General features: G+C 37.6%; 28 protein-coding genes. 15 read left to right on the top strand and 13 right to left on the bottom strand.

The window, feature by feature from the left end; translation table 11 throughout:
- Window positions 1-4 precede the first annotated feature (4 nt).
- The 5 genes from LV704_RS09445 (at window position 5) to LV704_RS09425 (ending at window position 3560) form a co-directional block, all read left to right on the top strand.
- Window positions 5-871: an RluA family pseudouridine synthase gene (locus tag LV704_RS09445; RefSeq protein ID WP_163421831.1), complete on the top strand. Its 867-nt coding sequence runs from the start codon at window positions 5-7 to the stop codon at window positions 869-871.
- A 122-nt stretch (window positions 872-993) separates the two neighbouring features.
- Window positions 994-1620 (top strand): hypothetical protein, encoded by a 627-nt coding sequence (locus LV704_RS09440; protein WP_163420621.1) that lies wholly within the window; start codon window positions 994-996, stop codon window positions 1618-1620.
- 177 nt (window positions 1621-1797) lie between these two features.
- Entirely contained in the window at window positions 1798-2226 is a 429-nt protein-coding gene (locus LV704_RS09435; RefSeq protein WP_163420622.1) for a DUF3592 domain-containing protein, read from the top strand.
- Window positions 2227-2297: 71 nt separating this feature from the next.
- Window positions 2298-2747, top strand: coding sequence for a 6-carboxytetrahydropterin synthase (locus LV704_RS09430; RefSeq protein ID WP_163420623.1), 450 nt, complete (start codon window positions 2298-2300; stop codon window positions 2745-2747).
- Window positions 2748-2792: 45 nt separating this feature from the next.
- Complete coding sequence (locus LV704_RS09425) at window positions 2793-3560, top strand: UDP-2,3-diacylglucosamine diphosphatase (protein WP_163420624.1); 768 nt, start codon at window positions 2793-2795, stop codon at window positions 3558-3560.
- Here LV704_RS09425 and LV704_RS09420 read toward each other — a convergent pair.
- The 3 genes from LV704_RS09420 to LV704_RS09410 all read right to left on the bottom strand — a co-directional run bounded on the left by LV704_RS09420 (window position 3557) and on the right by LV704_RS09410 (window position 7026).
- Window positions 3557-4813: an MFS transporter gene (locus LV704_RS09420; protein WP_163420625.1), complete on the bottom strand. Its 1257-nt coding sequence runs from the start codon at window positions 4811-4813 to the stop codon at window positions 3557-3559. The genes LV704_RS09425 and LV704_RS09420 overlap by 4 nt on opposite strands.
- A 6-nt stretch (window positions 4814-4819) precedes the next feature.
- The gene (gene recJ, locus LV704_RS09415; RefSeq protein WP_163420626.1) at window positions 4820-6508 is read right to left on the bottom strand and encodes a single-stranded-DNA-specific exonuclease RecJ; all 1689 of its coding nucleotides are present in this window, start codon (window positions 6506-6508) and stop codon (window positions 4820-4822) included.
- A gap of 95 nt (window positions 6509-6603) precedes the next feature.
- Window positions 6604-7026, bottom strand: a complete 423-nt coding sequence (locus LV704_RS09410) for an OsmC family protein (protein WP_163420627.1) — start codon at window positions 7024-7026, stop codon at window positions 6604-6606.
- 54 nt (window positions 7027-7080) lie between these two features.
- Here LV704_RS09410 and LV704_RS09405 point away from each other — a divergent pair, with 54 nt between their 5' ends.
- Both LV704_RS09405 and LV704_RS09400 read left to right on the top strand, forming a co-directional pair.
- Window positions 7081-7683, top strand: a complete 603-nt coding sequence (locus LV704_RS09405; RefSeq protein WP_163420628.1) for a carboxymuconolactone decarboxylase family protein — start codon at window positions 7081-7083, stop codon at window positions 7681-7683.
- Window positions 7684-7777: 94 nt separating this feature from the next.
- Window positions 7778-8347: a hypothetical protein gene (locus LV704_RS09400; RefSeq protein ID WP_163420629.1), complete on the top strand. Its 570-nt coding sequence runs from the start codon at window positions 7778-7780 to the stop codon at window positions 8345-8347.
- A gap of 151 nt (window positions 8348-8498) precedes the next feature.
- Here the strand turns inward: LV704_RS09400 and LV704_RS09395 are convergent, their stop codons facing one another.
- The gene (locus LV704_RS09395) at window positions 8499-9326 is read right to left on the bottom strand and encodes a DUF5694 domain-containing protein (protein WP_163420630.1); all 828 of its coding nucleotides are present in this window, start codon (window positions 9324-9326) and stop codon (window positions 8499-8501) included.
- A gap of 298 nt (window positions 9327-9624) precedes the next feature.
- On the opposite strand from LV704_RS09395, the gene LV704_RS09390 reads away from it, so the two are divergent.
- Window positions 9625-10209: a Crp/Fnr family transcriptional regulator gene (locus tag LV704_RS09390; RefSeq protein ID WP_163420631.1), complete on the top strand. Its 585-nt coding sequence runs from the start codon at window positions 9625-9627 to the stop codon at window positions 10207-10209.
- Here the strand turns inward: LV704_RS09390 and LV704_RS09385 are convergent.
- From LV704_RS09385 to LV704_RS09345, 9 genes are all read right to left on the bottom strand, one after another.
- Window positions 10206-10781 (bottom strand): uracil-DNA glycosylase family protein, encoded by a 576-nt coding sequence (locus LV704_RS09385; RefSeq protein WP_163420632.1) that lies wholly within the window; start codon window positions 10779-10781, stop codon window positions 10206-10208. The two genes, LV704_RS09390 and LV704_RS09385, sit on opposite strands and share 4 nt — an antisense overlap.
- 197 nt (window positions 10782-10978) lie before the next feature.
- A complete protein-coding gene (locus tag LV704_RS09380) occupies window positions 10979-11332 on the bottom strand; it encodes a hypothetical protein (protein WP_163420633.1) in 354 nt (117 codons plus the stop codon).
- Between the two features lie 31 nt (window positions 11333-11363).
- Entirely contained in the window at window positions 11364-11834 is a 471-nt protein-coding gene (locus LV704_RS09375) for a YHS domain-containing (seleno)protein (protein ID WP_163420634.1), read from the bottom strand.
- 185 nt (window positions 11835-12019) lie between these two features.
- Window positions 12020-12373 (bottom strand): hypothetical protein, encoded by a 354-nt coding sequence (locus LV704_RS09370; protein WP_163420635.1) that lies wholly within the window; start codon window positions 12371-12373, stop codon window positions 12020-12022.
- 91 nt (window positions 12374-12464) lie between these two features.
- Window positions 12465-13517 (bottom strand): AraC family transcriptional regulator, encoded by a 1053-nt coding sequence (locus LV704_RS09365; protein WP_163420636.1) that lies wholly within the window; start codon window positions 13515-13517, stop codon window positions 12465-12467.
- A gap of 94 nt (window positions 13518-13611) precedes the next feature.
- Complete coding sequence (locus LV704_RS09360) at window positions 13612-14745, bottom strand: DUF819 family protein (protein ID WP_163420637.1); 1134 nt, start codon at window positions 14743-14745, stop codon at window positions 13612-13614.
- Between the two features lie 59 nt (window positions 14746-14804).
- Entirely contained in the window at window positions 14805-15476 is a 672-nt protein-coding gene (gene rsmI, locus LV704_RS09355) for a 16S rRNA (cytidine(1402)-2'-O)-methyltransferase (RefSeq protein ID WP_163420638.1), read from the bottom strand.
- Window positions 15477-15485: 9 nt separating this feature from the next.
- Window positions 15486-15842 (bottom strand): DoxX family protein, encoded by a 357-nt coding sequence (locus LV704_RS09350; protein WP_163420639.1) that lies wholly within the window; start codon window positions 15840-15842, stop codon window positions 15486-15488.
- A 61-nt stretch (window positions 15843-15903) separates the two neighbouring features.
- Window positions 15904-16590, bottom strand: a complete 687-nt coding sequence (locus LV704_RS09345; protein WP_163420640.1) for a hypothetical protein — start codon at window positions 16588-16590, stop codon at window positions 15904-15906.
- A 158-nt stretch (window positions 16591-16748) separates the two neighbouring features.
- Between LV704_RS09345 and LV704_RS09340 the strand changes: the two genes are divergently transcribed.
- The 7 genes from LV704_RS09340 (at window position 16749) to arfB (ending at window position 23871) form a co-directional block, all read left to right on the top strand.
- Window positions 16749-17393 (top strand): thymidine kinase, encoded by a 645-nt coding sequence (locus LV704_RS09340; protein WP_163420641.1) that lies wholly within the window; start codon window positions 16749-16751, stop codon window positions 17391-17393.
- The gene (alr, locus tag LV704_RS09335; protein WP_163420642.1) at window positions 17386-18495 is read left to right on the top strand and encodes an alanine racemase; all 1110 of its coding nucleotides are present in this window, start codon (window positions 17386-17388) and stop codon (window positions 18493-18495) included. The genes LV704_RS09340 and alr overlap by 8 nt, the downstream gene beginning before the upstream one ends.
- Window positions 18496-18572: 77 nt before the next feature.
- Complete coding sequence (gene mscL, locus LV704_RS09330) at window positions 18573-18974, top strand: large-conductance mechanosensitive channel protein MscL (protein WP_163420643.1); 402 nt, start codon at window positions 18573-18575, stop codon at window positions 18972-18974.
- A 186-nt stretch (window positions 18975-19160) separates the two neighbouring features.
- Complete coding sequence (locus LV704_RS09325) at window positions 19161-20174, top strand: aspartate-semialdehyde dehydrogenase (RefSeq protein WP_163420644.1); 1014 nt, start codon at window positions 19161-19163, stop codon at window positions 20172-20174.
- A gap of 75 nt (window positions 20175-20249) precedes the next feature.
- Window positions 20250-22403, top strand: a complete 2154-nt coding sequence (locus tag LV704_RS09320) for a prolyl oligopeptidase family protein (RefSeq protein WP_205597856.1) — start codon at window positions 20250-20252, stop codon at window positions 22401-22403.
- Between the two features lie 90 nt (window positions 22404-22493).
- The gene (locus tag LV704_RS09315) at window positions 22494-23489 is read left to right on the top strand and encodes a sulfate/molybdate ABC transporter ATP-binding protein (protein ID WP_163420645.1); all 996 of its coding nucleotides are present in this window, start codon (window positions 22494-22496) and stop codon (window positions 23487-23489) included.
- Complete coding sequence (arfB, locus tag LV704_RS09310; protein WP_163420646.1) at window positions 23467-23871, top strand: alternative ribosome rescue aminoacyl-tRNA hydrolase ArfB; 405 nt, start codon at window positions 23467-23469, stop codon at window positions 23869-23871. Before LV704_RS09315 ends, arfB begins: the two co-directional genes overlap by 23 nt.
- The last annotated feature ends 186 nt before the right edge of the window (window positions 23872-24057 follow it).

Genomic DNA, 24057 nt, shown 5'->3' with positions numbered 1-24057 from the left:
CAATATACCTTCAACGGAAATCCATATTGTTCCAAAACTACCAAACCCTATTCGACTTCAAGAATATGGTGTTGGCATTTTTAATACCATCCCTACTAAATCAGCCTTAAAAAAAGCTCTAAAGAAGAAGCATATTACTGTAAATGATACTATTGCCACCTCAGCCACATTTATAAACGGAGGTGAAACCATGCGGTTTTCAATTCCAGAAAAAGTTGGTCCAAAAAAAGAGTTGGTCTTTCCTCTGAAAATACTATTTGAAGACGAATACTTGGTAATGATTCATAAACCCGCCGGAGTTTTGGTGAGCGGAAACAGTTTTAAAACTATTACCCGCGCCTTACCTCAAAACATTAAATCCAGTAAGCTTTCAGATGCTACAATACCACAACCGGTTCACCGATTGGATTATGCTACCACAGGTATTTTATTGGTAGGAAAAACGAGTAGCAGCATTCAGGCATTGAACAAAATGTTTGAAAACAAAGAGATTGGGAAAATGTATTATGCAACTACCATTGGAGAAATGGATTCTAAAGGCGAAATAAGTTCAAAAATTGATGGCAAGTCTGCTCAATCAAATTATATCATTACCGAATCGGTACCTTCCAAAAGATTTGGTAAGCTCAATTTAGTAAAATTGACTCCATCAACTGGAAGAAGACATCAATTGCGAAAACACTTATCAAGTATTGGAAATCCAATCCTGGGAGATAAAGACTATGGAATTGAAAACTTGATTTTAAAAGGGAAAGGGTTGTATTTGCATGCATATTCCTTAAAATTTATACATCCATTTACAGGGGAAGAAATCCATATGATTGATAAACTCCCAAAACGGTTTGAAAAAATCTTTGTGCAACAAGATTAGTCCAAACTTTAGCTTATGGTGACCTTAATATATTTGACCTTTATTGCTTATAAAAAGTTCAGTATTTTTAAACGGTCAACCTCTAAACATCAAAAAAACCTGACTTTCAACTTGTGTTTCAAATGAAAAAACAACCTCTTCTATTAACCATTTCACTCTTGCTTATTTGTCAATTTATGGGATTTAGCCAAGAATCAACTCCAATTATCCTTAATGGCCCGGAGGGTTGGAACTATGAAAAAATTGATTTTCCATTAGACTTTGCACCCAGCTTACCCTATGAGGGTTTTGAAGAATTGCGCTTTGCTCCTGGGATGTTCGACACCTCATCATCAACCTATTTTACGTACCTGTTTGTTCTTTCCATACAGAATAAAGAAGAATTCCCCCAAAGTGAATTAAAAACACTTCTATCTGAATACTACAAGGGTCTATGTAATGCCGTTGCAACTCCAAAAAAAATGGCGATAGACACTTCCCAAATAAAAGTGCGTCTTAAAAATTTGAAAAAGCCAAGTTCTCAGGCCAAGAGTTATAGCGTTCAAATAGACTTTTTTGACCCTTTTACCAATGGTCAAAAAATATTGCTCAATATGGAATTAGAAGTTATTCCAGATAAACAAACAAAGGGAGTTCATATCCTTTCCATTGTTTCTCCACAATCAAACGAATCTGTGGTTTGGAAAGAATTGTATAGTGCAAAGGAAAAAATAAAGCTTCAAAAAATAATGTCGGTGGAAAATCGTTAATGATGTTGTTAAGTGGCTTTTTCAGTCAATAATCATATACGTTAAAAGAAGAAATAAATGGAACTGCTTTCAGTTTTAAATAGCGATATTGTTTTTCCATTAGTGGCATTTATGGTAGTTGTAATTTATTTGGTTACCAGATTCCGTAATAGAAGAAAATTTAAACGATAGCCAAATATGGCAGCAAAAAAGTATACCATGTGGCTAGTCTTGTACGGTTCTTTTTTTACTTTGGGTTTTGCCTTACTTTTCTTTGCTTTTCAGCAATATCAAAAGACTCAAAATTTGCTTTCAGATGGCATAAAAACTACAGCAGTGGTCATTGATCTATTGACCAATTATGATAATGATGGTGATACCTATACCCCAGTGTTTGAATTTAAGGACCGAAGCAGCGTAACCAGAACCTATAAAAGTCCTATAAGCTCTAGTCCACCAGCCTACAAGGTGGGTGAAAAAGTGAAAATCATTTATGATAGGACCAATCCAGAAAATATAAAAACAATATCATTCTGGGGGCTTTATAGAGCCAGTGTTATTCTATTGATGATTGCTTCTCCATTTCTGGTAATAGGTTCGTCCTACTTGTTATACACCTTAAGGTAAGTCTTTACTAAAACCCCTTCCTGTTTTAATTGCCCTTTAAGGATTATTACCTTTGTGTTTTTGTACATCTTATGGGGAATATTAGGATTACCAAACAATTTACTTTTGAAACAGGCCATGCCTTGTTTGGTTATGATGGCAAATGCAGAAATGTGCATGGACACAGTTACAAACTATCTGTCACGGTTATTGGCACACCAATAGTTGATACTGCTCATGTAAAACTGGGAATGGTAATCGATTTTGGTGACCTTAAAGCCATTGTTAAGGAAGAAATCGTGGACAAATTTGATCATGCGACCGTTTTCAATAAAAATACACCTCATGTAGAACTCGCAAAAGAATTGTCAAAAAGAGGCCACAATGTAATTTTGGCAGATTACCAACCTACCAGTGAAAATATGGTGATAGATTTTGCCTCCAAAATAAATGCCCGCCTTCCTAAAAATATTCAATTGCATTCACTAAAACTTCAAGAAACCGACACCTCCTTTGCTGAATGGTTTGCTGAGGACAACTAAATTACTCCTATTCCCAAAAGTGGGAATTCTTATATTTACAAGGAAATGAAAAGCATAACCGTTCCATCAGGCAAAAAAGTTTATTTCGCCAGCGATAATCATTTAGGCGCTCCTACTTTAAAAGCTAGTTTACCCAGAGAAAAAAAATTTGTGGCATGGTTAGACTCCATAAAGCATGATGCTGCAGCTATATTCCTAATGGGGGATTTGTTCGATTTTTGGTTTGAATATAAGACGGTAGTTCCTAAAGGCTTCACACGAACTTTGGGCAAACTGGCAGAACTCTCAGATGCTGGTATTCCAATTACGTATTTTGTAGGGAACCACGATTTGTGGATGAATGGTTATTTTGAAGAAGAGCTCAATATTCCTGTTTATCACAAGCCCCAGCAGTTCTTAATCAACGATACTTCTTTTTTTATTGGACATGGTGATGGTTTAGGGCCCTATGACAAAGGTTTTAAGCGCATGAAAAAAGTATTTACCAACCCTGTTGCCAAATGGTTCTTTAGATGGTTGCACCCAGATTGGGGTGTGCGTTTGGCGCAACATCTTTCTGTAAATAACCGCATTATTTCTGGTGAAGCAGATGCCTCTTTTCTAGGGGAAGATAAAGAATGGTTAATTCTATATGCAAAGCGAAAACTGGAAAAACAACACTATGATCATTTTATTTTTGGACATCGTCACCTTCCAATGGAAATAAAACTAAATTCAACATCAACTTATACCAATCTTGGGGATTGGATTTCTTATTTTACCTACGCTGTTTTTGATGGTGAAAAATTATCTCTTGAAAAATTAGAAGATTAATCTTTCTCATGTTCCTCAACATCTTTTGATAAGTCCAATCTTCTAAAAGTAGGTGATATTAAGGCTGTGGTGCCTACCGTTAAAAGTGTCATACAACCTCCAAATACCACTGCTGTAACGGTGCCCAAAAGTTTAGCGGCCAAGCCACTCTCAAATGCGCCAAGCTCATTAGATGATCCTACAAAAATAGAATTCACCGAAGCTACCCTTCCTCGCATATGATCCGGTGTTTTTAATTGCAAAATAGTTTGACGGATTATCATAGAAACACCATCTACCGCTCCACTTAAAAACAAAGCTACAACTGAAAGCCAAAAGGATGTGGAAATACCAAAAACTATGATACATATACCAAAGGCAAACACCGCTAGCAACAGTTTTTTACCAGCGTATTTATGTAGTGGAAATCTTGTAGAACCGAGCATAGTAATAGATGCTCCAATTGCTGGTGCTGCCCTTAAAATACCGAACCCTTCTGAACCTACATGCAGGATATCTTGGGCATAGATAGGTAAAAGTGCCACAGCACCACCAAATAGAACGGCAACCATATCCAGAGTCAGGGCTCCAAAAATGGCCTTACTACTAAAAACAAACTTCAGTCCGTCTTTTAGACTTTGAAAAACAGGCTCTCCAATTTTAGGGTTTAAAATAGGTTTTCTTGGGATTTTAAATAGAAAAATCAAAGCTAGTAGTGAAAAAGCCAAAATAACGCACATGGACCAATGAACACCAATCCAACTAATACTAAAACCAGCTAATGCCGGACCCAGAACAGATGCCATTTGCCAAGTGGAGCTACTCCAAGTAGCGGCGTTGGGATAAATCTTTTTGGGAACAATCAAGGCAATCAAAGAAAAAATAGTTGGCCCTAAAAAAGCTCTGACAAGACCCCCAAGAAAAACCAAAAAATAAATGGCGTATAAAATATTTTTTGAAGAAATATCCGTTTCCAAAGATGGGTCGCTCAAGAAAAAGAGGCCAAGACTGATTACCGAGAATCCTAAAATACATTTTATCAATAGGTTTCTTTTTTCTTTTTGGTCAACAACATGCCCTGCAAAAAGTGCCATGCCCACTGCCGGAATTACTTCCATCAACCCAATAATACCTAATGACAATGGGTCTTTGGTCAAAGAATACACCTGCCATTCAATAACGATAAACTGCATGGACCAAGCAAAGACCATTGCGAACCGGACTATCAAAAAAATATTGAATTCTTTATATCGAAGTGCTGCGTAGGGATCCATAAAAAACTAGCGAATATCTCTCAACTTTAACTGTATGCTTACCCTTCCGTTCCATTCATTTTCATCCAAGGAAAAAACAGCATCAAATGAATTTTTGTTTCTCACATTATCAAGTTTGTCTCCTAAATTAAAACCAATTGCTCCAATAGGTGCAGAACCATTTTGAAACGCTGATAGTTTCAAGTGCTTTTCGCTCTTACCAACACCTTTTGCGTAACCGGTATCTTGAATCTTTTCAGCCATAAACACAGGTGTCATATTCCCTGGTCCAAAAGGGGCAAATTGTTTTATGATCCTCATTAGTCTATCATCAATTTGGTTGAATTTAATCTTTACATCAATGGAAAGTTCCGGTTCTAATAATTGAGGGTCAATCGTTTCTGAAACCACTTTTTCAAATTGCATCTTAAATGCTCCATACTGCTCTTCCAAAAGTGTTAACCCAGCGGCATATTTGTGCCCTCCAAACTGCTCTATACAGTCTGAACATCCTTCTAAAGCATTGTAGACATCAAAACCCTTTACAGAACGGGCAGAGGCTGCCAACTTATTCCCACTTTTAGTGAAAACCAATGTGGGACGATAGTAAGTTTCCGTAAGCCTAGAGGCAACAATACCTATAACTCCCTTATGCCAATTTTCATTATAGACCACAGACGTAAACCCTTCTTCTTCTCCATTCTCCTGAATCTGCAACAAGGCCTCCTGCGTAATTTCTTTATCTAGATTTCTTCTATCTGCATTGAACTGCTCAATTGCCGCCGCAAATTCAGAAGCAACATCCAACTCTGTTTCAACCAAAAGGTTTACAGCATGTTGACCATGTTTCATTCTGCCAGCTGCATTAATTCGCGGAGCAATAATAAAAACAACATCGGTAATGGTAAGGGTTTTCTTTTTGGTTTGGTCAATAATCGCCTTAAATCCAATTCTAGGATTCATATTAATCACTTGCAATCCATAATACGCCAATACCCTATTCTCTCCCGTTATAGGAACAATGTCTGCTCCAATAGCTGTTGCCACCAAATCTAAATAAGGGATAAGGTCATCTATCGTTCCTCCATTTTTTAGGGTCAATGCCTGAATCAGTTTGAATCCTACTCCACAACCACATAGCTCTTTATACGGATAATCGCAATCATCACGTTTAGGATCCAAGACTGCAATTGCATCTGGTAGTTCCATACCTGGTCTATGGTGATCACATATAATGAAATCTATTCCTTTTTCCTTGGCGTATTTTACTTGTTCAACAGCTTTTACGCCACAGTCCAAGGCAATTATCAAGGTAAAGTCGTTGTCTGCGGCAAAGTCGATTCCCTGCGTGGATACCCCATATCCTTCCGCATACCTGTCTGGAATATACGTTGTCACATTTGGATAATCCTCTAAAAGAAAAGATGAAAATAGCGCCACAGCTGTTGTGCCATCTACATCATAATCTCCATAGACCATGATGTTTTCATTGTTTGCAATGGCAGATTCAATGTGCGCTACGGCCTTGTCCATATCCTTCATTAAAAAAGGATCATGTAGATGGGATAATTGCGGACGGAAGAAATCTTTAGCTTCTTCATAAGTCGTTATTCCTCTTTGTAAAAGTAATTGTGCCACCAAGCTATCCACTTGCAACTCCTTTGAAAGTCTTTCAATATCTTTTGGGGTAGGTTTGGGCTTTATAGTCCAGCGCATAGTTTTAAAGTTCAAATACAAGTTTTAAGCTAAAAGCTTTTTACGTCGCATATATTTAACCAAAACAAGCTTGGGTTTGAGCTTGAACTTAAGTCTTATTTATGATGAAAAACCGTCTTTATTTCCAATTCTGCAAATCTTCTGAACATTTCCATTACACCACAATACTTTTCTACTGACAGATCTACGGCTTTCTGCAGTTTTGCTTCATTTAGGTTAGAACCATGAAAATGATATTCTATGGCAACGGTGTCGTAATATTTGGGATGTTCATCCGTTAAATTGGCAATGGTATCAATTTGAAAATCATCTACTTCCAATTTCATTTTTTTAATGAGTGATGCAACATCCAATCCAGAGCAACCTGCAACAGAAGAAAGCATCAACGCCTTAGGACGAAGTCCTTCCCCTTTACCCCCATCTTCAGGTCCTGCATCAATCTTTAGATTTAATCCCGAAGGGTTATTGCTTTCAAAGGCCATTTCGCCTAACCATTTGGTGGTGATATGATTTGTCATGATGTGAAATTTTTGTTTCTTGTAGCCTTCAAAAATACAATTTAAAACTGCACTATGGCATTAGTTAATCCGCTTGACCCCAATCACGATCCAGAGACAAGAAAACTAGCTGAATTCTTTAACGAGACTCTTGGGTTTTGTCCAAATTCGGTGCTGACCATGCAGCATAGGCCTGCCATTTCAAAGGCGTTCATTAACCTTAACAAAGCGGTAATGGCCAATGAGGGAAGGGTTACTTCTGCACTAAAACGAATGATTGCTTGGGTAAGCAGTAATGCTACAGGGTGCCGTTATTGCCAAGCGCACGCCATACGAGCTGCAGAACGTTATGGTGTAGAACAAGAGCAGTTGGACAATATTTGGGAATATAGAACTCATCCTGCTTTTTCCGAAGCCGAGCGTGCAGCATTAGATTTTTCTTTGGTTGCCTCCCAAGTGCCCAATGCGGTTGATGCCGAAATAAAAGCTCGTTTGCATGAGCATTGGAACGAAGGGGAAATTGTAGAAATGTTAGGCGTGATTTCTTTGTTTGGATACCTAAACCGTTGGAACGATTCCATGGGAACTTCAATCGAAGATGGAGCAGTGGAAAGTGGTGAGCAATATTTAGGAAAACACGGTTGGGAAGAAGGAAAGCATAATGGGAGTAAATACTGATGTCTGATGTCTGAAAGTAAGATTTCTTGATTTACATCAAGATTTATTCGTGTACTGTAACTGAACTTTGTCCCAAATCAAAAAACGAACGGTTATGGCAAGCTTACTGATCACTTCTGAAAACCAAATTCAACGCCTAAATGGAATCCTGAATCATGTAAGAACAATTCAGGCCTTAGACATTTCTCGATTAATAGCTGCTCCAAACTCAAAATCTTGGAATGTAGTAGAGGTGATTGCCCATTTGAATATTGCTTATGGCATTTATATGCCCAGACTGGATGAAGCCTTTACCAAATTACCAGATGTGTATTCTGGCACTTCGGAATTCAAAGCCCGATGGTGGCAAAAAATGGTGATTGCAGGTCAACGACCAAAAAATGGCGTTCGAAAATGGAAAATGAAAACCCTTAAGCGTTTTGAACCACTGTTGAGCCATGAAGATTTGAACAGCGAAAAAATTGATGTTGTTTTTGATGAGTTTTTTACACTCCATGATCATTTAAAACAGTCTATTTTAAAAAGCAGAAGTAAGGATGTGTCCAAAACTAAAATTACTTCGGCGATTGGCCCAATAGTAACGTTTTACTTGCCAGAGGCTTTTGAATTTTTGCTCTGCCATTTGGAAAGGCATATGGTGCAGATAGATGAGATTTTAGGATAACCCTATAGGTTTTAAAAGCATAATTCTTTCAAATAAAATGTATTGGGCTACATTTTAGATTGCACTTATCGCTAAATATATGCCGAGTAGGGCAGGCAAGGAAACTTTTTGTTTCCATCTGGTCTACGAGCCAGAGCTTTTTGTTTTGCAATTACTTTTTCTTTTTTAGAAAATTCGTTATTTCCACATACTCAACGTCTGTTCTGTCTTCATAAAAATCTTTTAGTACCGCCCTGTGGGCAGCTCCCACTATGACCAAAATTCTGTCGTTCTGGGTAATCCACTTGTCGATATTAGTCATCATGTAAATATTTCGCTCCCACCATTTTGATACAAACTTAGCTCCGATATAGCTTGAATCGTTAACAAATTTTGCGGACTTGTTTAAGTACTGGTCCTTGTTTCTAATATCTTCTTCATCTGAGTTACGATAGATAAGGTAATCTAGTATTGAGTTTCTTTCTAAGAAGTCCGATTCTTTTTTATCCTGTTTTTTTATCGAAGCAACCATATTCTCAAATCTTTCCTTATCATTTTTTTCTGCAAACTCTATGAGTTTTTCAAACGGTAAATCAAGTCTATAATCTATTGAATAAACCTTATTATGATTCAGTTCTTTTGCCAATCTAAAGCCCAATTGCTCTATTTCGTTAATGGTATAATCATGATTCCCATTTAAGGTTTCTGTATATAAACTATCCAAATATTGGGAGTCAGAGGATGGGAATTCCAGCATAACTTTAGTCGGCCTAAATTCTTTAAGTTTTTCTACAATTTCTTTAATCTCTTGTTGTCTCTTTTCCGACTCAAGGCTTTCAAATTCTACCGAAGAGAAGTCTGACGTTCCTGCAAAATGAAATACACCTAAAATTGAGACCTTGGGAGTGGTATTGGATTCCTTTTTCTCTCCTGATTCTTTAGTTTTTTCACATCCTGTAAAGACTAGGAAACAAAAGAATATTGTTAAAAATGTTTTCATACTATCCATCTATGCTTTTTGTTCAAATTACTGCCAAAGGTTAAAACATGGTTCCGTTTCAATGGACTATATCGCCAGATAGGTGAAGTTCGGGATTTTTATCTTTAAAATCCAGACTAAATTGATAGGCGGGTTTTTTGGATTAAAAGATATAGGTTAAAATCTTTAGGTATTGTTTTTATCACCCATCGACAGGATCAGGACGACATCTGGATAAAGCTGGACCTGACCAAAGTGTTAAAACATGGCTTTACAGCCTAAATCATAATGGTTATTTTTAAAGAAATTTTACCCTAATATGGATGATGAGGTCTTCCTTCGCCTAAAGGCATTTTTTCCTCAGGTCACTTTGACCGAACAAGAAGAAAATCATTTTAAATCGCTTTGGTTGGTAAAGACTTTTAACCAATATGACCTAATCACAGAAGCTGGAAATGTTGAGCGGTATTTCTATTTTGTTCTTGAAGGTGTGCAGGCCATCTATATTCTGAATGAAAAGGGTGAAAAGGTGGTGTTGGGCTTTTCGTATTCAGGAAGTCCCTCCGGAGTGTTTGATTCTTTTATTAAAAAACAACCTTCTGACACCTTTTTGGAAGCATTGAAACCTTCAAAAATGCTTGCTATTACATTCAAGGATTATCAAAGTTTATTTGAAAAACATCCAGATTTTTATGTATGGGGGCATGAGTTTTTTCAACAAATATTATTTGGACGGTTGCACAGGGAAGTAGAGTTATTGACACTTTCTGCGGAGCAACGGTATACAACATTTATGCAACGATGTCCTGAAGAACTTAAAGTTATTCCACAAAAATATCTGGCCTCCTACCTCAACATGAAACCTGAAACTTTTAGTAGGTTACGGTCCTCTATTGATTATTAATTATTTAGTTGCTGCGCTATTTGCTTTTGAAGTTTGGATACCACCTCTTTTTCAAACCACGGGTTTTTACTTAACCAAAATCGGTTTCTGGGTGATGGATGTGGTATTACAAAATAATCGGGTGCGTAGTTCTTGTAGTTCCTAACCGTTTCGGTCAAGTTCTTTTCCATTCTGTTGCCCAAATAATGACGTTGGGAGTATTGACCAATAAGAATCGTTAATTTTAGATTAGGCATTTTACTCAGCAGTGGTTTATGCCATAAGGGTGCACATTCCGTTCTTGGCGGTAAATCACCTGTTTTTCCTTTTCCGGGATAACAAAACCCCATGGGCATTTGGGCTATTTTGGTCTCATCGTAAAATTCTTCGTCCGTTACACCCATCCATTTTCGAAGCTGTTTGCCACTTGGGTCATCCCAGGGTATTCCAGTTTTATGCACTTTGGTTCCCGGAGCATGGCCAATAATTAAGATTTTAGCATCTGGGTGCCCTGCCACTATAGGCCTGGGACCTAAAGGAAGGTGTTCCTTACACACTTCACAAGCTCTTATATCTGAGAGTAATTTTTTCATGTCTGTTAAATGTATAAAAAAGCTAAGAGTAGTTTTAACCACTTAGCTTTTGTTCAAATAATTTTACGATTTATGTTAAACACCAAAGCACATCAATCATACAATTGACATGCTTTGAGCCACAACCAATCTAAATCTTTAGTTGTTTTTATATGAAAAAGAATATGGTTTTAGTGTTATTCTCCACTTTCATAGTTCTAAGCACTTATTTCTGCTTTATGGAGGCTAACCACGGTTAGTACCGCAATTCCATTTATCCAATAATAATACGCGTCTATTCCTTGAAAAGAAAGCATAAAAGGTGTCAGGATAAACACTACAGCAACTATAAAATCCACCAATAGATGAAACTTATACGGAATAACTCTAAATGCTCCTAAGTGGTGATCTGTTAACAAGGTCAGCACAAACGCTGCAATTCCTGTAGCTACCGAAAGCTGCAAAGCCAACGGGTTAGAACCGCCCAAACCTAACAAGAATGGGAGTGCTATTAGTGCAATAGCTACCGGGTAATCTAAAAATGCGTGAATTCTTTTGGTTATGAATTTCATAATTTAAAATTTTAGCGATTATTAAAAGGGTCTAGTTGTGCGTCTTACCCAACTTCTTCCAATTGGTGTCGGCAACACTTTTTAATTTACCGTGATTGTTTTCTGCAAGCCAAAGTTGTTTTGCATCAAGCTCTACATTGTTCAAATACAAATAGTATTTTCCGTCTTTCACTATAAATTTTGTTGGGTCCACTCTGAATTTTGCTCCGGCATAGGTTCCAAAAGCACAGAAACCACCATATTGAGGCATGTACTTGGTAGGGTTTTTATCAAAAGTTGCCTTTTGCTCTCCAGAGGTGAAATAATACACTACTTTCTTGTACTCAGATTTGTGCGCTTTGTTGCCTCTTTGGGCCAATCCCAAATCCAAATAGGATACAGGGCTATAACCAGCAAGTGCAATATTACTGTTGTCAATATTATTGGCCATTTTGTCCTGGGCCAATACACTTGTAGCAAATGTTAATGCTACTATTACTATGGATAATTTTAAAACTTTCATTTTACTTTTCTTTAAATATTTATTTGTTTGTTTTTAATTATTACGTCTTTATTTCTACTAATATTTTTCTCTACAAGTCCTAATTGATAATGCCATCTGGACCTGATAAAAAGGGTGCCAAAACTACTCTCGCTATTACGATGCAATCGATTACCTTTTTTAATATGAGAGAAATAAGGGAACATTTATTGAGCGTTGAAATACTCTTCTTGAACTACTTTACCATCGTTGTTCCATACACGACGAATGATTTCGTGCCAGTAGATTTTGCTGTCATCCTTCATGTTGAAATCAAAAGTGAATTCTGAAGCTGATACATTTCCATCCACTATAGTATGGTGATGGGTAATCCCATTCACTTGAGCAATCGCTCCTGCGAAATCTTCCATTTTTTCGACCATTTGTTGTTTGTTCGTGGTCGCGAGCCCATTATAGTCAGATGTTGTGGCGTCTTCTGAGAAGAATTGTTTTACTGCATCTACAATGGCTCCTTTGCCTACAATGCCATCCATTTCGGTGGCCAGTGATTTAATATCCATTACTTTATTTTTAATGATTAAACAAATTTTAGTTTGTAATTACATTGCAAATTTCAGTATGGAATGCCCTTTAGGGCGTACAAAAAAGACGCTAAGAATTGTACTTTTTGATTTTATAATCGGTAGGAGTGCTGCCGGTATAATTTTTAAAGAAGTGCGAGAAGTGGTTGGCCTCTTCAAAGCCCAGTTTATATGCAATATCCTTTATGGATGCTTCTTGGACCAAAAGCTTTTTTGAAGTGGAAATCAATTCATTTCGAATCAATTGACCTAAAGATGCATTCATTTTCGCTCTCGTTTTTTTGGACAGTGCTTTTACGGAGAGATTCATTTTGTCAGCATAAAACTCAAGGTTTCGCCGCTCAGCATGATGATTCTTCAATAATTCGATAAGGTTCTTGGTGAACGTATCACGGTTTTCATAATCGAAATCGCTTCGGAAATCTGATGGGGTCTGTCCTGTGGTATTTTTAAATACCCGATTAAAATATGCTGGATCTTTATACCCGATTTCATACGAAACCTCCTGAATGCTCTTGTCTGTAAATGCTATTTTCTTTTTGCTCTCCATCAATCTTTTGTTAGAGAGCAAAGCTCTAACCGATAGACCAATTTTATCCTTTACAAGTGCTTGAGCATTGTATCCATTTTCCAACATTAAAGCAGAGAGGTCGTTGTTGTTGAAATTGCCATAATATTCCTTATCGATAATCTCCTTAACATCAAAAATAATCTGATACTCCTGTTTGCTGGCCTGAAAAGGATTTTGCCAATACCACTGTTTTGAAGAGATGTCGATAATTTCAGCCGTGTTCTCAGAGAAAACTGTGTTTGAAAGATATCTTTTACACTCCTCACACTCATTGAAGTTGATATAGCCCAATGAAATTAAATGTTTAAAAAGTACGCGAACTTCTTTCTTTTCAAAAATGGTTTTGTTTGGGAATTCTATTTTTCTGACCACGAAGTCATCCGAAAAGAATTTAATGTATTGTCCCTTCTCCAGGTATATGGCCTTGTCTTCCCAATCCGTGTAGTTTTTAAAATCTACCTGTATGGTCCCTGAGCCTGATATAATATGAAACAGTGTGTATTTGTTGATAAAATACACCTTATCTATCTCAGGATTAAACTTTTGAACCATTGAAGTTAAATACTAAACGTCTTGTTGTTGTCGGAAAAGTTCCTTTGAACTAACAAGTTCTCCATGTTATGATTCGCTCAAAGTTGTGGTATGGTCAAGAACTCGCCATACCTTTTAGAAGGTATATGGTAAGCATTCCCCAGAAAGTCCCTGTTGCCATGCTTAGTATAGCCAAAACAATGGCATGGGGCATCCATTTTTTTTCGTAGGCAGCGGTAACTGCGGGTGCTGTGGCAATTCCTCCCACATTGGCCATACTGGCAATGGGAACCCAGGCCATATTTACGTTCATCAACTTGGCTATAATGATCATAAAAACAAAGTGTCCTAATAACCATATAACTAAAAATCCAAAGAAAGATACATCAAAGCCCAGTGTATCAAACTGCAATTTTAATCCTAAAATTGCCATCACTACCAAAATCAAAATGGCTCCCGCTTTTAGAGAGAACTTAAAATTCCATCTGGGAATAAAATTTCCAAGAGCCAACCCAACCATTGAAAGTAAGACTACTTTCCCCACAAAACTTTCAAGAAAGTAGTTGGTAATAAAAATAATGCCCAATAGAATCAGAACGGTTATCCATATGGGGATTGGCTTTTGTTTTTCCTCACGAATTTCCTCTGGTATTCCTTTATCGGTTATTTTGAACCACGTATTTAGTTTATTGCTTTTCTTAATTCCTTGGAACATAAGAATGGTCCAAACGTTGACCAAAATATTGTCCATGACTAAAACTGAAAGAAAGATTGCCTCGGGACATTCCACCAATTCTTTTAAGACCAATTGACTTGTACTTCCACCAATCCAACTACCAACCACAGGCGGTATTCCTTTCCAGAACCCTTCTGCCAATAGTGTTTCAGAGACCAAGGTCGTCTCAGAAAAACCCATTACAAACGCTACAGGGAAGAGGGCTACAAAAAATGAGCCTGCAACAAAAAGTATAATTGGCTTATAGCCAATAGCCTTAAGTTGCCCTAATGAGAGACTTGCCATAACGGAGATAATGGTCAAAGGAATAAAGAACTCTTTGCTGTAGTCGTGAATTTCAGCCTGGGATAAATCCAACCCCAAAGCATATGAAATACCGGCAGGAATTAGATAGGCTAGAAGTATTGCCGGCACCCAGTCAAAAATGGACTTGATATGTTTATTCTCCCAATGATCTAGAAAATAAACAGCAATTACTGTGAAAAGAGCAATGGCCCAAGGAGCTAAATTCATGCTCTTTTAAAATGCATTTTAATGTTCATGCTTATTGATTGGCTAACCTAAATATAGGATTATTTATTTCCACCAACTACTATTACAAATTCCCCTTTTGGTGCATTTTCAGTAAAGTGTTCCAAAACTTCTTCTGCTGTGCCACGAACCGTTTCTTCATACATTTTAGTAAGTTCACGAGAGATACAGACTGGTCTGTTTTTACCAAAATACTCAACAAAATGGGTTAATGTCTTAAGTATCTTGTGAGGAGATTCATAAAACACCATGGTGCGGGTCTCTTCTGCCAAAAACTTTAATCTTGTTTGACGCCCTTTCTTAACTGGTAGAAATCCTTCAAAAACAAAACGATCATTTGGTAGTCCACTATTTACTAAAGCTGGAACAAATGCCGTGGCACCTGGAAGGCATTCCACACCAATATTATTTTCCACACAGGCTCGGGTCAATAAAAATCCTGGGTCGGAAATGGCAGGGGTTCCAGCATCAGAAATCAATGCCAAAGTAGCGCCTCCCTTTAGTTTTTGTATCAACATGTTTACTTGTTGATGTTCATTGTGCATATGGTGACTTTGCAAAGGTGTGGCTATCTCAAAGTGTTTGAGCAGCTTTCCACTAGTACGGGTATCTTCAGCCAGAATTAAATCTACCTCTTTAAGAACCTTAATGGCTCTAAGTGTAATATCTTCAAGATTTCCTATTGGGGTCGGAACCAAAAATAATTTTCCCATGGGCCAAAGTTAAGGCCTTACTTGCTTTCCTGTAAAATAAGATACCAAAACAACTACAAAAGCAATGACAGCTCCCATATGTTGTCCGTCGCTTACCATATAGTGTGCAAAAAATGCCAAAATAGAATTAAAGAAAAAACCTGCATACGCCCACTCTTTCAACCACTTAGAAAAGTTACCCCAGACAGCGATTAGCCCAAGTATTTTAGCAATGGCCAAAGGATAGATAATATATGTAGGGTAGCCCATGCTTTCAAAGAAGCCACGAATCATTTCGTTGTTGAAGAAGTAATTGTAAACAGAAAAGAACATAATTGCTGTCAACAATGCTGTTGATAGCCAAAAGGCAATTTTTTTAAAATTCATAGTTGATTATTTAAGGTTGCAATACCCTTAAAAATATAAAAAGTAAACTGAAAAGAAGTGTTTATGCAAACCTACGCTCAACCAAGGTCATAAAGCGAGCTTCATATTCCTCCTTGCCTTCCCAGTTGTTGTACTCCGGTTTTACCATGTTAGTGATAAAAGCAATGGAACGCTCTTCTGTATCAATAGTATTAAGTTGAGACAACACCCTTTTATAATCATTCATGTTATCATTGAATAAATGCTTTACAAAGGCCAGTTTGTCATTAAGTCCTACTTGAAAATCCTTTACGAAAGTATCGTTAAGCGATTTTGATTTGTCATTTTCGGCATTACCATTTGTTTCTGTTGGAGAAAGAATTTCTTTCTCATTCTTCATAAAATCAGGTTTAGCCACAAATTCTGTAAAAACATGCTCTATCGCCTCTTCCGCAGGCATTTCTGAAACCATATCTTTAATGGTATCCATACCAGGAATAATGATATCTTCTTCGTGTGGGTTATTTTCTGGCACTGCAATATTGCCGCTTAGAACAGCATTTGCCATTTTTTCAAAACGCGAGGCAATTATGTTTTTAGACACATCAACCTCTACATCACTCAACTTCTCATCTATAAATTTAAGTACCGCCAACTTTTCATAGATGTCTTTGGCCTTATCGTAAAGTTCTGTCAACTCTTTATCTTCTCTTGTTGTAATAATGTCCGTGGACAATTGTATCAGCTCCTCCCTTAATTTCCGTATCATAGCTATTAATCTTTACTATAAAAATAAAATCATTTTAATTATACCACTAAGAACAAAAGGTTAAATTTTAATCTTAAGTCAAGGCATATTTTTTTAGTAGTTTTGTGCTTTCCTTTAATAAAACGAAAAAACTACACAATTTCGTTTAAAAGTACGGTATGTTTCTCGAAAACACGGTAAACCCTAAAGAACAATTTGGATGGATAGAAGTCATCTGCGGTTCTATGTTTTCTGGAAAGACCGAAGAGCTTATTAGAAGACTTAAGCGCGCACAATTTGCCAAACAAAAAGTTGAGATCTTTAAGCCTATTGTAGACACTCGTTATCATGAAGATATGGTGGTCTCCCATGATGCCAACGAAATTAGATCTACTCCGGTTCCGGCAGCAGCTAATATTCGTTTGTTAGCAGATGACTGTGATGTTGTTGGGATTGATGAAGCTCAATTCTTTGATGATGAGATAGTTACAGTTTGTAATGATTTGGCCAATCGCGGTGTTCGTGTATTGGTAGCTGGATTGGATATGGATTTTAAAGGGAATCCATTTGGCCCCATGCCTGCTTTAATGGCGACTGCGGAGTATGTAACCAAAGTTCATGCGGTATGTACCCGCACAGGTAACTTGGCCAATTACAGTTTTAGAAAATCCAATAATGACAAACTTGTGCTTCTTGGAGAAACTGGAGAATATGAACCTTTAAGCAGAGCCGCTTTCTATAAGGCCATGTTAAAGGAAAAAGTGAGTCAGATGAATGTGGATTCTGAGGAAGTGGAAGCTAAAAAGAAAGCCGCCAATGAATAAAATTGGTGAAACCACACTTCAAATAGACCTGAGCGCACTAGAACACAATTACAGGTTTTTAAAATCCAAATTAGCGCAAGAAACCAAATTTTTAGCTGTAGTAAAGGCTTTTGCCTACGGAAGTGATATGGTGAACATTGCAAAAAAAATGGAAAGTTTGGGAACGGATTACTTTGCTGTTGCCTATGTAAAGGAAGGTATTTTACTTAGGGATGCTGGTATTACATCTCCCATTTTAGTCCTACACCCCCAGCCTGTTAATTTTCATGAGCTTATCACGTATTCCTTAGAGCCCAGTCTATATTCACCAAAAATTCTAAACCTTTTTTTAGAAGTGGCCAAAGACAAGGGACTAACAACGTATCCCGTTCATATAAAATTCAATACAGGATTAAATCGTCTTGGTTTTTGGGAAAATGATGTGGATGCTATTGTTGAGCATTTAAAAGATAAAAAGGAACTAAAGGTCATTTCTGTTTTTTCCCATTTGGCAGCATCAGAAGATGCAACTGAAAAACCATTTAGTTTAAGGCAGATTGAAACCTTCCAAAAGATAAGTGAGGAGCTCAATCAAAATTTGGGCTATGCTCCCTTCCGCCATATGCTGAATACTTCAGGAATTATAAATTATCCAGAAGCTCAATTTGAAATGGTTCGCAGTGGAATAGGTTTATATGGTTATGGCAATGATAAAAAAATTGATGGCCAGCTGAAGCCAGTTGCTATATTAAAGACCATCATTTCGCAAATTCACAAAATAGAGCCTAATGAAAGTGTAGGTTACAATCGCGCCTATACATCTGAAAACTATAGAACAACGGCTACGTTACCGTTGGGTCATGCCGATGGAATAGGTAGACAGTACGGAAACCTAAAAGGCCATGTGCTTATTAAAGGTAAAAGCGCCCCAATTATTGGCAATGTCTGTATGGATATGATCATGGTAGATATTACAGATATCGATTGCAAGGAAGGCGATGAAGTTGTGGTTTTTGGGCAAAACCAATCTGCCGAAGATTTTGCAGCATCCGCAAATACCATCTCTTACGAAATCTTAACCGCTATTTCTCCAAGGGTAAAAAGGGTAATCATCAACTCATGATTTTTATGCCTTCAAATTGGCGTGAACCTCTTTTTTAATTACATTGTAAGCCTATTAACCACTTAAACTATAAAATTATGTTGAAAGAATTCAAAGATTTTGCAATGAAAGGAAACCTCGTGGACATTGCCGTAGGTTTCGTTATGGGTGCAGCATTTAACAAAGTTGTTGCTTCTTTTACCGGAGGAATTGTCTCTCCTTTGATTGGACTAATCTTTAATGCGGATTTCAAAGATTTAAAATATATTGTAAAAGAAGGAGCTATGAATGATGCTGGAGAAAAAGTGGGTGAAGTTGCCGTACTATATGGTGATTTTTTAACCAACGTTATTGATTTTATCATTGTCGCTTTTGTAATGTTCATGATTGTAAAAGGAGTGAACAAGATGAAGAAAAAAGAAGAACCAGCTCCAGAAGCACCAGCAGGTCCATCTCAAGAAGATTTACTTGCAGAAATCAGGGACTTATTAAAGAAGTAAAAATCGTTCGCCTGTAAAAGGCCAACCGCTACATCACAATAATAATCTTAAAGCCGTCAGTCTGTTTCGCTAACATGCTGACGGTTGTTTTATTTGTAACATTTTGTTATTTTTTGATTATGTGGTTTTAAAATGCTTGTATAAATTTTTATCTGCAGTACATTTGTCTCTCCAAAAGAAATTAAAATGAAAGTAGCAGTTGTTGGAGCCACTGGAATGGTTGGCGAGGTAATGTTGAAAGTATTGGCAGAACGTAATTTTCCTATCTCAGAATTATTGCTGGTTGCTTCTGAAAGATCTGTGGGCAAAAAACTGACCTATAAAGCTGAAGAATATACCATAATTGGTCTTAACGATGCCATTGCCGCTCAACCGGATATTGCTATTTTTTCAGCCGGTGGAGACACCTCTTTGGAATGGGCTCCAAAATTTGCCGAAGTAGGTTCCACTGTTATTGATAATTCTTCCGCATGGCGAATGGATCCTTCTAAAAAACTAGTGGTCCCAGAAATTAACGCAAACGAGTTAACTGCTGAAGATAAGATCATAGCCAATCCAAATTGCTCAACCATTCAAATGGTGATGGCGCTAAATCCTCTTCATAAAAAATACCAAATGAAACGCGTGGTAGTTTCTACCTATCAATCTGTTTCGGGAACCGGGGTGAAAGCCGTTCGTCAATTGGAAAATGAGATTGCAGGGGTACAGGGAGAAATGGCCTACCCATATCCCATTGGGAGAAATGCATTGCCCCATTGCGATGTGTTCATGGAAAATGGGTATACCAAGGAAGAAATGAAGCTTGCTCGCGAACCTCAAAAAATATTGGATGACCGTACCTTCTCAGTTTCGGCTACTGCTGTTCGCATCCCTACCGCCGGAGGTCATTCAGAATCTGTTAATGTGGAGTTCCATAATGATTTTGACCTTACCGAAGTAAGAAAACTGCTCAGTGAAACTCCTGGTATAACAGTTCAGGACAATCCAGATACCAACACTTATCCCATGCCCATTTACGCTCATGGTAAAGATGATGTTTTTGTCGGTCGCATTCGCCGAGATGAAACGCAACGCAATACTCTAAATATGTGGGTGGTTTCAGATAATCTTAGAAAAGGTGCCGCTACCAACGCCGTTCAAATTGCTGAATATTTGGTGGAAAATAAGCTGGTTTCCAACACTTCTGAAGTAGTTTCTTAAAATACGTTAAAGCTTTCTCCTTCCATAGAGATTGTAGCTTTTTATGGTATTTTTAGCAGAATCAATCTGAAAGACATGCGAAAATTAATCCCTTTTGCTGCCCTAATTCTTATGGCTGCTTGCAAAGAAACTACCAAAAGAGAACCCATAGTCGTGAACTACCCAAGAACTAAAAAAGTCGATACTGTTGATACTTATTTTGGAACCGAAGTCAAAGACCCCTATCGTTGGTTGGAAGATGACCGTAGCGAAGAAACCGAAGCTTGGGTAAAAGAACAGAATGCTTCCACGTTCAGTTACTTTGATAAAATTCCATTTAGGGAAGATTTAAAGAACAGGTTGGAAAAGTTATGGAACTATGAAAAATTAGGCTCTCCTTTTAAGGAGGGTGAATACACGTATTTCTACAAAAATGATGGTTTACAAAACCAATATGTGGTCTATAGAAAAAAAGAAGGTGGTGAGGAAGAAGTTTTCTTGGACCCCAATACTTTTTCTGAGGATGGCACCACCTCTTTAATGGGACTTCAATTTACCAAAGATGGTTCCAGGGCAGCGTATTTAATTTCTGAAGGAGGTAGTGATTGGCGCAAAGGCATCGTCATCAATTCTGAAACAAGAGAAATTGTTGAAGATACTTTGGTTGATATAAAGTTCAGTGGAATTTCTTGGAAAGGAAATAAGGGGTTCTTCTACTCCAGCTATGACAAACCTAAGGGAAGTGAACTGTCAGCAAAAACAGACCAGCACAAATTATACTATCATGAATTGGGCACTCCTCAATCCGAGGACAAAATTATATTTGGTGGTACTTCTGAAGAAAAGCATCGTTATGTAGGTGCTTCGGTTTCAGAGGATGAAAAATATTTGTTCATCTCTGCATCTACCTCAACCTCGGGCAATAAATTATTCCTAAAGGATTTAACACAACCCAATAGTGAGTTGATTACTATTTTGGACAACACTGATTCAGATACTTATGTCATAGAAACGGTTGGGTCCAAGCTATATCTGGTCACCAATATGGGCGCTCCAAACAAAAAGATTGTGATTGCTGATGCGGGCAATCCTACTCCAGATAATTGGGAGGATTTTATTCCAGAAACTGAAAATGTTTTGACTGTTGGAACAGGAGGAGATTATTTCTTTACAGAATACATGGTTGATGCTATTTCTCAAGTATTACAATATGATTATGACGGCAAACTGGTTCGTGAAGTCAGGTTACCAGGTGTGGGAAGCGCAAGTGGTTTTGGTGGCAAGAAAGAAGAGAAAGAGTTTTACTTTTCATTTACCAATTATAATACCCCAAGTTCTTCATACAAATACAATGTAGAAAATGGAGAGTACGAACAATATTGGAAACCTGAAATTGATTTTAATCCGGAAGATTATCAGTCTAAACAGGTGTTTTTTACTTCCAAGGACGGCACTAAGGTTCCCATGATCATTACACATAAAAAGGGAGTGCAACTCAATGGCAAGAATCCTACCATTTTGTATGGTTATGGCGGATTCAATATTAGCCTTACACCTTCATTCAGTATTGTAAATGCTGTCTGGATGGAGCAAGGAGGTATCTATGCCGTTCCCAATCTTAGAGGTGGTGGGGAATATGGAAAGAAATGGCACATTGCCGGAACAAAACTGCAAAAGCAAAATGTTTTTGATGACTTTATAGCTGCTGCGGAATTCCTAATTGAAAATAAGTATACTTCCAAAGAATATTTGGCCATTAGAGGTGGTTCTAACGGGGGCCTGTTGGTAGGCGCCACCATGACCCAAAGACCAGATTTAATGCAAGTTGCCTTACCAGCCGTTGGTGTTCTAGATATGCTTAGGTACCATACCTTTACAGCAGGTGCAGGCTGGGCGTATGACTACGGAACTTCTGAGGAAAGCGAAGAAATGTTCAATTATATAAAAGGATATTCCCCTGTGCACAATGTTAAGGAGGGAACGGCCTACCCAGCTACCTTGGTGACCACAGGAGATCATGACGATCGTGTGGTACCAGCGCATAGTTTCAAATTTGCAGCGGAGCTGCAGGAAAAACAAACTGGAGACAATCCTACTCTAATACGAATAGAAACCAATGCGGGGCACGGGGCAGGAACTCCTGTAAGTAAAACCATTGAACAGTATGCGGATATATTTGGTTTTACGCTATTCAACATGGGCTATGACAAGCTTCCAAATCAAGCTGTTTTAAAAGAGTTTAAGGATTGATAGATTTAAAAAAATGTCCTATCGAGCGCAGTCGAGATGCAAATAGTTCTCGACTGCGCTCGAACTGACAAAACAATCTTTCTGACGATTATGCTAGACGTTCATATACCTTCTTTCAGTTATCAAGACCAAGCTATTTTGGAAAATATTTCTTTTCAGGTAGCAAAGGGCGAGCACTTGGCGTTGATGGGGGAAAGTGGGTCTGGTAAAAGTACCTTGCTCAAAATTATTTATGGGCTTTTGCATGTTGAGAACGGAGCTATCTTTTGGGGTGATGTACAAGCTCTTGGCCCTAATTATAATCTAGTTCCTGGGGAGTCTTACATGAAATATCTTTCGCAGGATTTTGATTTGATGCCCTTTATAACTGTTGAAGAAAATATTGGACAACATCTGTCTGTGTTTGAGCGTGAAACGCACCAACAACGTATCCAAGAACTTTTAGCGCTTATAGAACTTGAGGCTTACGCAAAAACCAAGGTTAAAAATTTGAGTGGAGGCCAACAGCAGCGCGTAGCTTTAGCTCGCGTTTTGGCCCAAGAACCTGAACTATTACTTTTAGATGAGCCTTTTGGACATATTGATAATTTTAAAAGGAACTCCTTACGGAGAAATCTATTTCCATATCTAAAGGAAAAAGAGATAACCGTTCTTACTGCCAGCCATGACCCCAATGATGTTCTACCTTATGCGGAAAATACCATTGTTTTAGAAAAAGGAAGGATAGTTGCAAATCAGAAAACAAAAAAGCTTTACAAAAATCCCCTCAATTACTACATAGCTTCGCTTTTTGGGGAAGTAAATAAACTCCCTATTAAGCTTTTAAAGTCTTATGCCGAAATTGATAAATCGGTTCTAGTTTATCCGCACGAATTTCAAGTTTCAGATACTTCTGGTCTGGAAGTGTCTGTAAAAGACTCTTTTTTTAAAGGAAGTCATTTTCTAAATGAGGCCATGGCCAATGAGGAAACCATTTTGTATTTCAATACTTCAAAAAAACTAAAGAAAGGTGATACTGTTTTCCTTAATGTATCTTTGGAAACAATCAATTCACGTCTTCAAATTGAACAAAGAACAGATCCTTAAAGAACTTCAATTTAAAGCCATACGAAGCAGTGGAGCTGGTGGTCAGCACGTAAACAAAGTTTCTTCCAAAGTAGAATTGACTTTTAATCCACAATCTTCTTACGGTTTATCCGATGCAGAAAAAGGTAGGTTGTTGTTAAAGCTAGATGCTAGATTAACGAAAGAAGGGTTGCTTATTTTGCAGTGCGATGAAGCTCGAAGTCAACATAAAAACAAAGCTCTTATCATAAAACGTTTTTTTGATCTACTTAAAAAGTCCTTGGAGGTTCCTAAAAAAAGAAAAGCTACACAGCCCTCAAAATCTTCTGTTGAAAAACGATTAAAATCTAAAAAAATAGATTCTAATAAAAAGGCGTATCGCAAAAAACCTGATTTGGATTGATTTTGTCACCTCGAGTTCAACTAAAGTCCTAAGTCTAGTAAAAGGTTGACAGAAACTCACCTGTCGGTCTCAAGAGATTTGCACTTATCGGTTGGGCTATGGGTTCGTTGCGGACTTTGTACAACTACTTTTAGGTTTGCAAAAAGCTTTAATTTAATAAAAAAACGGTTTAGGGAAGAACCCAAC

Origin of the sequence: Flagellimonas sp. CMM7, assembly GCF_021390195.1 — a bacterium.
Taxonomy (GTDB): domain Bacteria; phylum Bacteroidota; class Bacteroidia; order Flavobacteriales; family Flavobacteriaceae; genus Flagellimonas.
Note: the sequence above shows the minus strand (reverse complement) of the source record. Positions and strands in the feature narration are given on the sequence as shown.

Coding starts and splice junctions, on each gene's coding strand:
- LV704_RS09440 (WP_163420621.1), top strand. CDS start 994: ATGAAAAAACAACCTCTTCTATTAACCATTTCACTCTTGCTTATTTGT.
- LV704_RS09435 (WP_163420622.1), top strand. CDS start 1,798: ATGGCAGCAAAAAAGTATACCATGTGGCTAGTCTTGTACGGTTCTTTT.
- LV704_RS09430 (WP_163420623.1), top strand. CDS start 2,298: ATGGGGAATATTAGGATTACCAAACAATTTACTTTTGAAACAGGCCAT.
- LV704_RS09425 (WP_163420624.1), top strand. CDS start 2,793: ATGAAAAGCATAACCGTTCCATCAGGCAAAAAAGTTTATTTCGCCAGC.
- LV704_RS09420 (WP_163420625.1), bottom strand. CDS start 4,813: ATGGATCCCTACGCAGCACTTCGATATAAAGAATTCAATATTTTTTTG.
- recJ (WP_163420626.1), bottom strand. CDS start 6,508: ATGCGCTGGACTATAAAGCCCAAACCTACCCCAAAAGATATTGAAAGA.
- LV704_RS09410 (WP_163420627.1), bottom strand. CDS start 7,026: ATGACAAATCATATCACCACCAAATGGTTAGGCGAAATGGCCTTTGAA.
- LV704_RS09405 (WP_163420628.1), top strand. CDS start 7,081: ATGGCATTAGTTAATCCGCTTGACCCCAATCACGATCCAGAGACAAGA.
- LV704_RS09400 (WP_163420629.1), top strand. CDS start 7,778: ATGGCAAGCTTACTGATCACTTCTGAAAACCAAATTCAACGCCTAAAT.
- LV704_RS09395 (WP_163420630.1), bottom strand. CDS start 9,326: ATGAAAACATTTTTAACAATATTCTTTTGTTTCCTAGTCTTTACAGGA.
- LV704_RS09390 (WP_163420631.1), top strand. CDS start 9,625: ATGGATGATGAGGTCTTCCTTCGCCTAAAGGCATTTTTTCCTCAGGTC.
- LV704_RS09385 (WP_163420632.1), bottom strand. CDS start 10,781: ATGAAAAAATTACTCTCAGATATAAGAGCTTGTGAAGTGTGTAAGGAA.
- LV704_RS09380 (WP_163420633.1), bottom strand. CDS start 11,332: ATGAAATTCATAACCAAAAGAATTCACGCATTTTTAGATTACCCGGTA.
- LV704_RS09375 (WP_163420634.1), bottom strand. CDS start 11,834: ATGAAAGTTTTAAAATTATCCATAGTAATAGTAGCATTAACATTTGCT.
- LV704_RS09370 (WP_163420635.1), bottom strand. CDS start 12,373: ATGGATATTAAATCACTGGCCACCGAAATGGATGGCATTGTAGGCAAA.
- LV704_RS09365 (WP_163420636.1), bottom strand. CDS start 13,517: ATGGTTCAAAAGTTTAATCCTGAGATAGATAAGGTGTATTTTATCAAC.
- LV704_RS09360 (WP_163420637.1), bottom strand. CDS start 14,745: ATGAATTTAGCTCCTTGGGCCATTGCTCTTTTCACAGTAATTGCTGTT.
- rsmI (WP_163420638.1), bottom strand. CDS start 15,476: ATGGGAAAATTATTTTTGGTTCCGACCCCAATAGGAAATCTTGAAGAT.
- LV704_RS09350 (WP_163420639.1), bottom strand. CDS start 15,842: ATGAATTTTAAAAAAATTGCCTTTTGGCTATCAACAGCATTGTTGACA.
- LV704_RS09345 (WP_163420640.1), bottom strand. CDS start 16,590: ATGATACGGAAATTAAGGGAGGAGCTGATACAATTGTCCACGGACATT.
- LV704_RS09340 (WP_163420641.1), top strand. CDS start 16,749: ATGTTTCTCGAAAACACGGTAAACCCTAAAGAACAATTTGGATGGATA.
- alr (WP_163420642.1), top strand. CDS start 17,386: ATGAATAAAATTGGTGAAACCACACTTCAAATAGACCTGAGCGCACTA.
- mscL (WP_163420643.1), top strand. CDS start 18,573: ATGTTGAAAGAATTCAAAGATTTTGCAATGAAAGGAAACCTCGTGGAC.
- LV704_RS09325 (WP_163420644.1), top strand. CDS start 19,161: ATGAAAGTAGCAGTTGTTGGAGCCACTGGAATGGTTGGCGAGGTAATG.
- LV704_RS09320 (WP_205597856.1), top strand. CDS start 20,250: ATGCGAAAATTAATCCCTTTTGCTGCCCTAATTCTTATGGCTGCTTGC.
- LV704_RS09315 (WP_163420645.1), top strand. CDS start 22,494: ATGCTAGACGTTCATATACCTTCTTTCAGTTATCAAGACCAAGCTATT.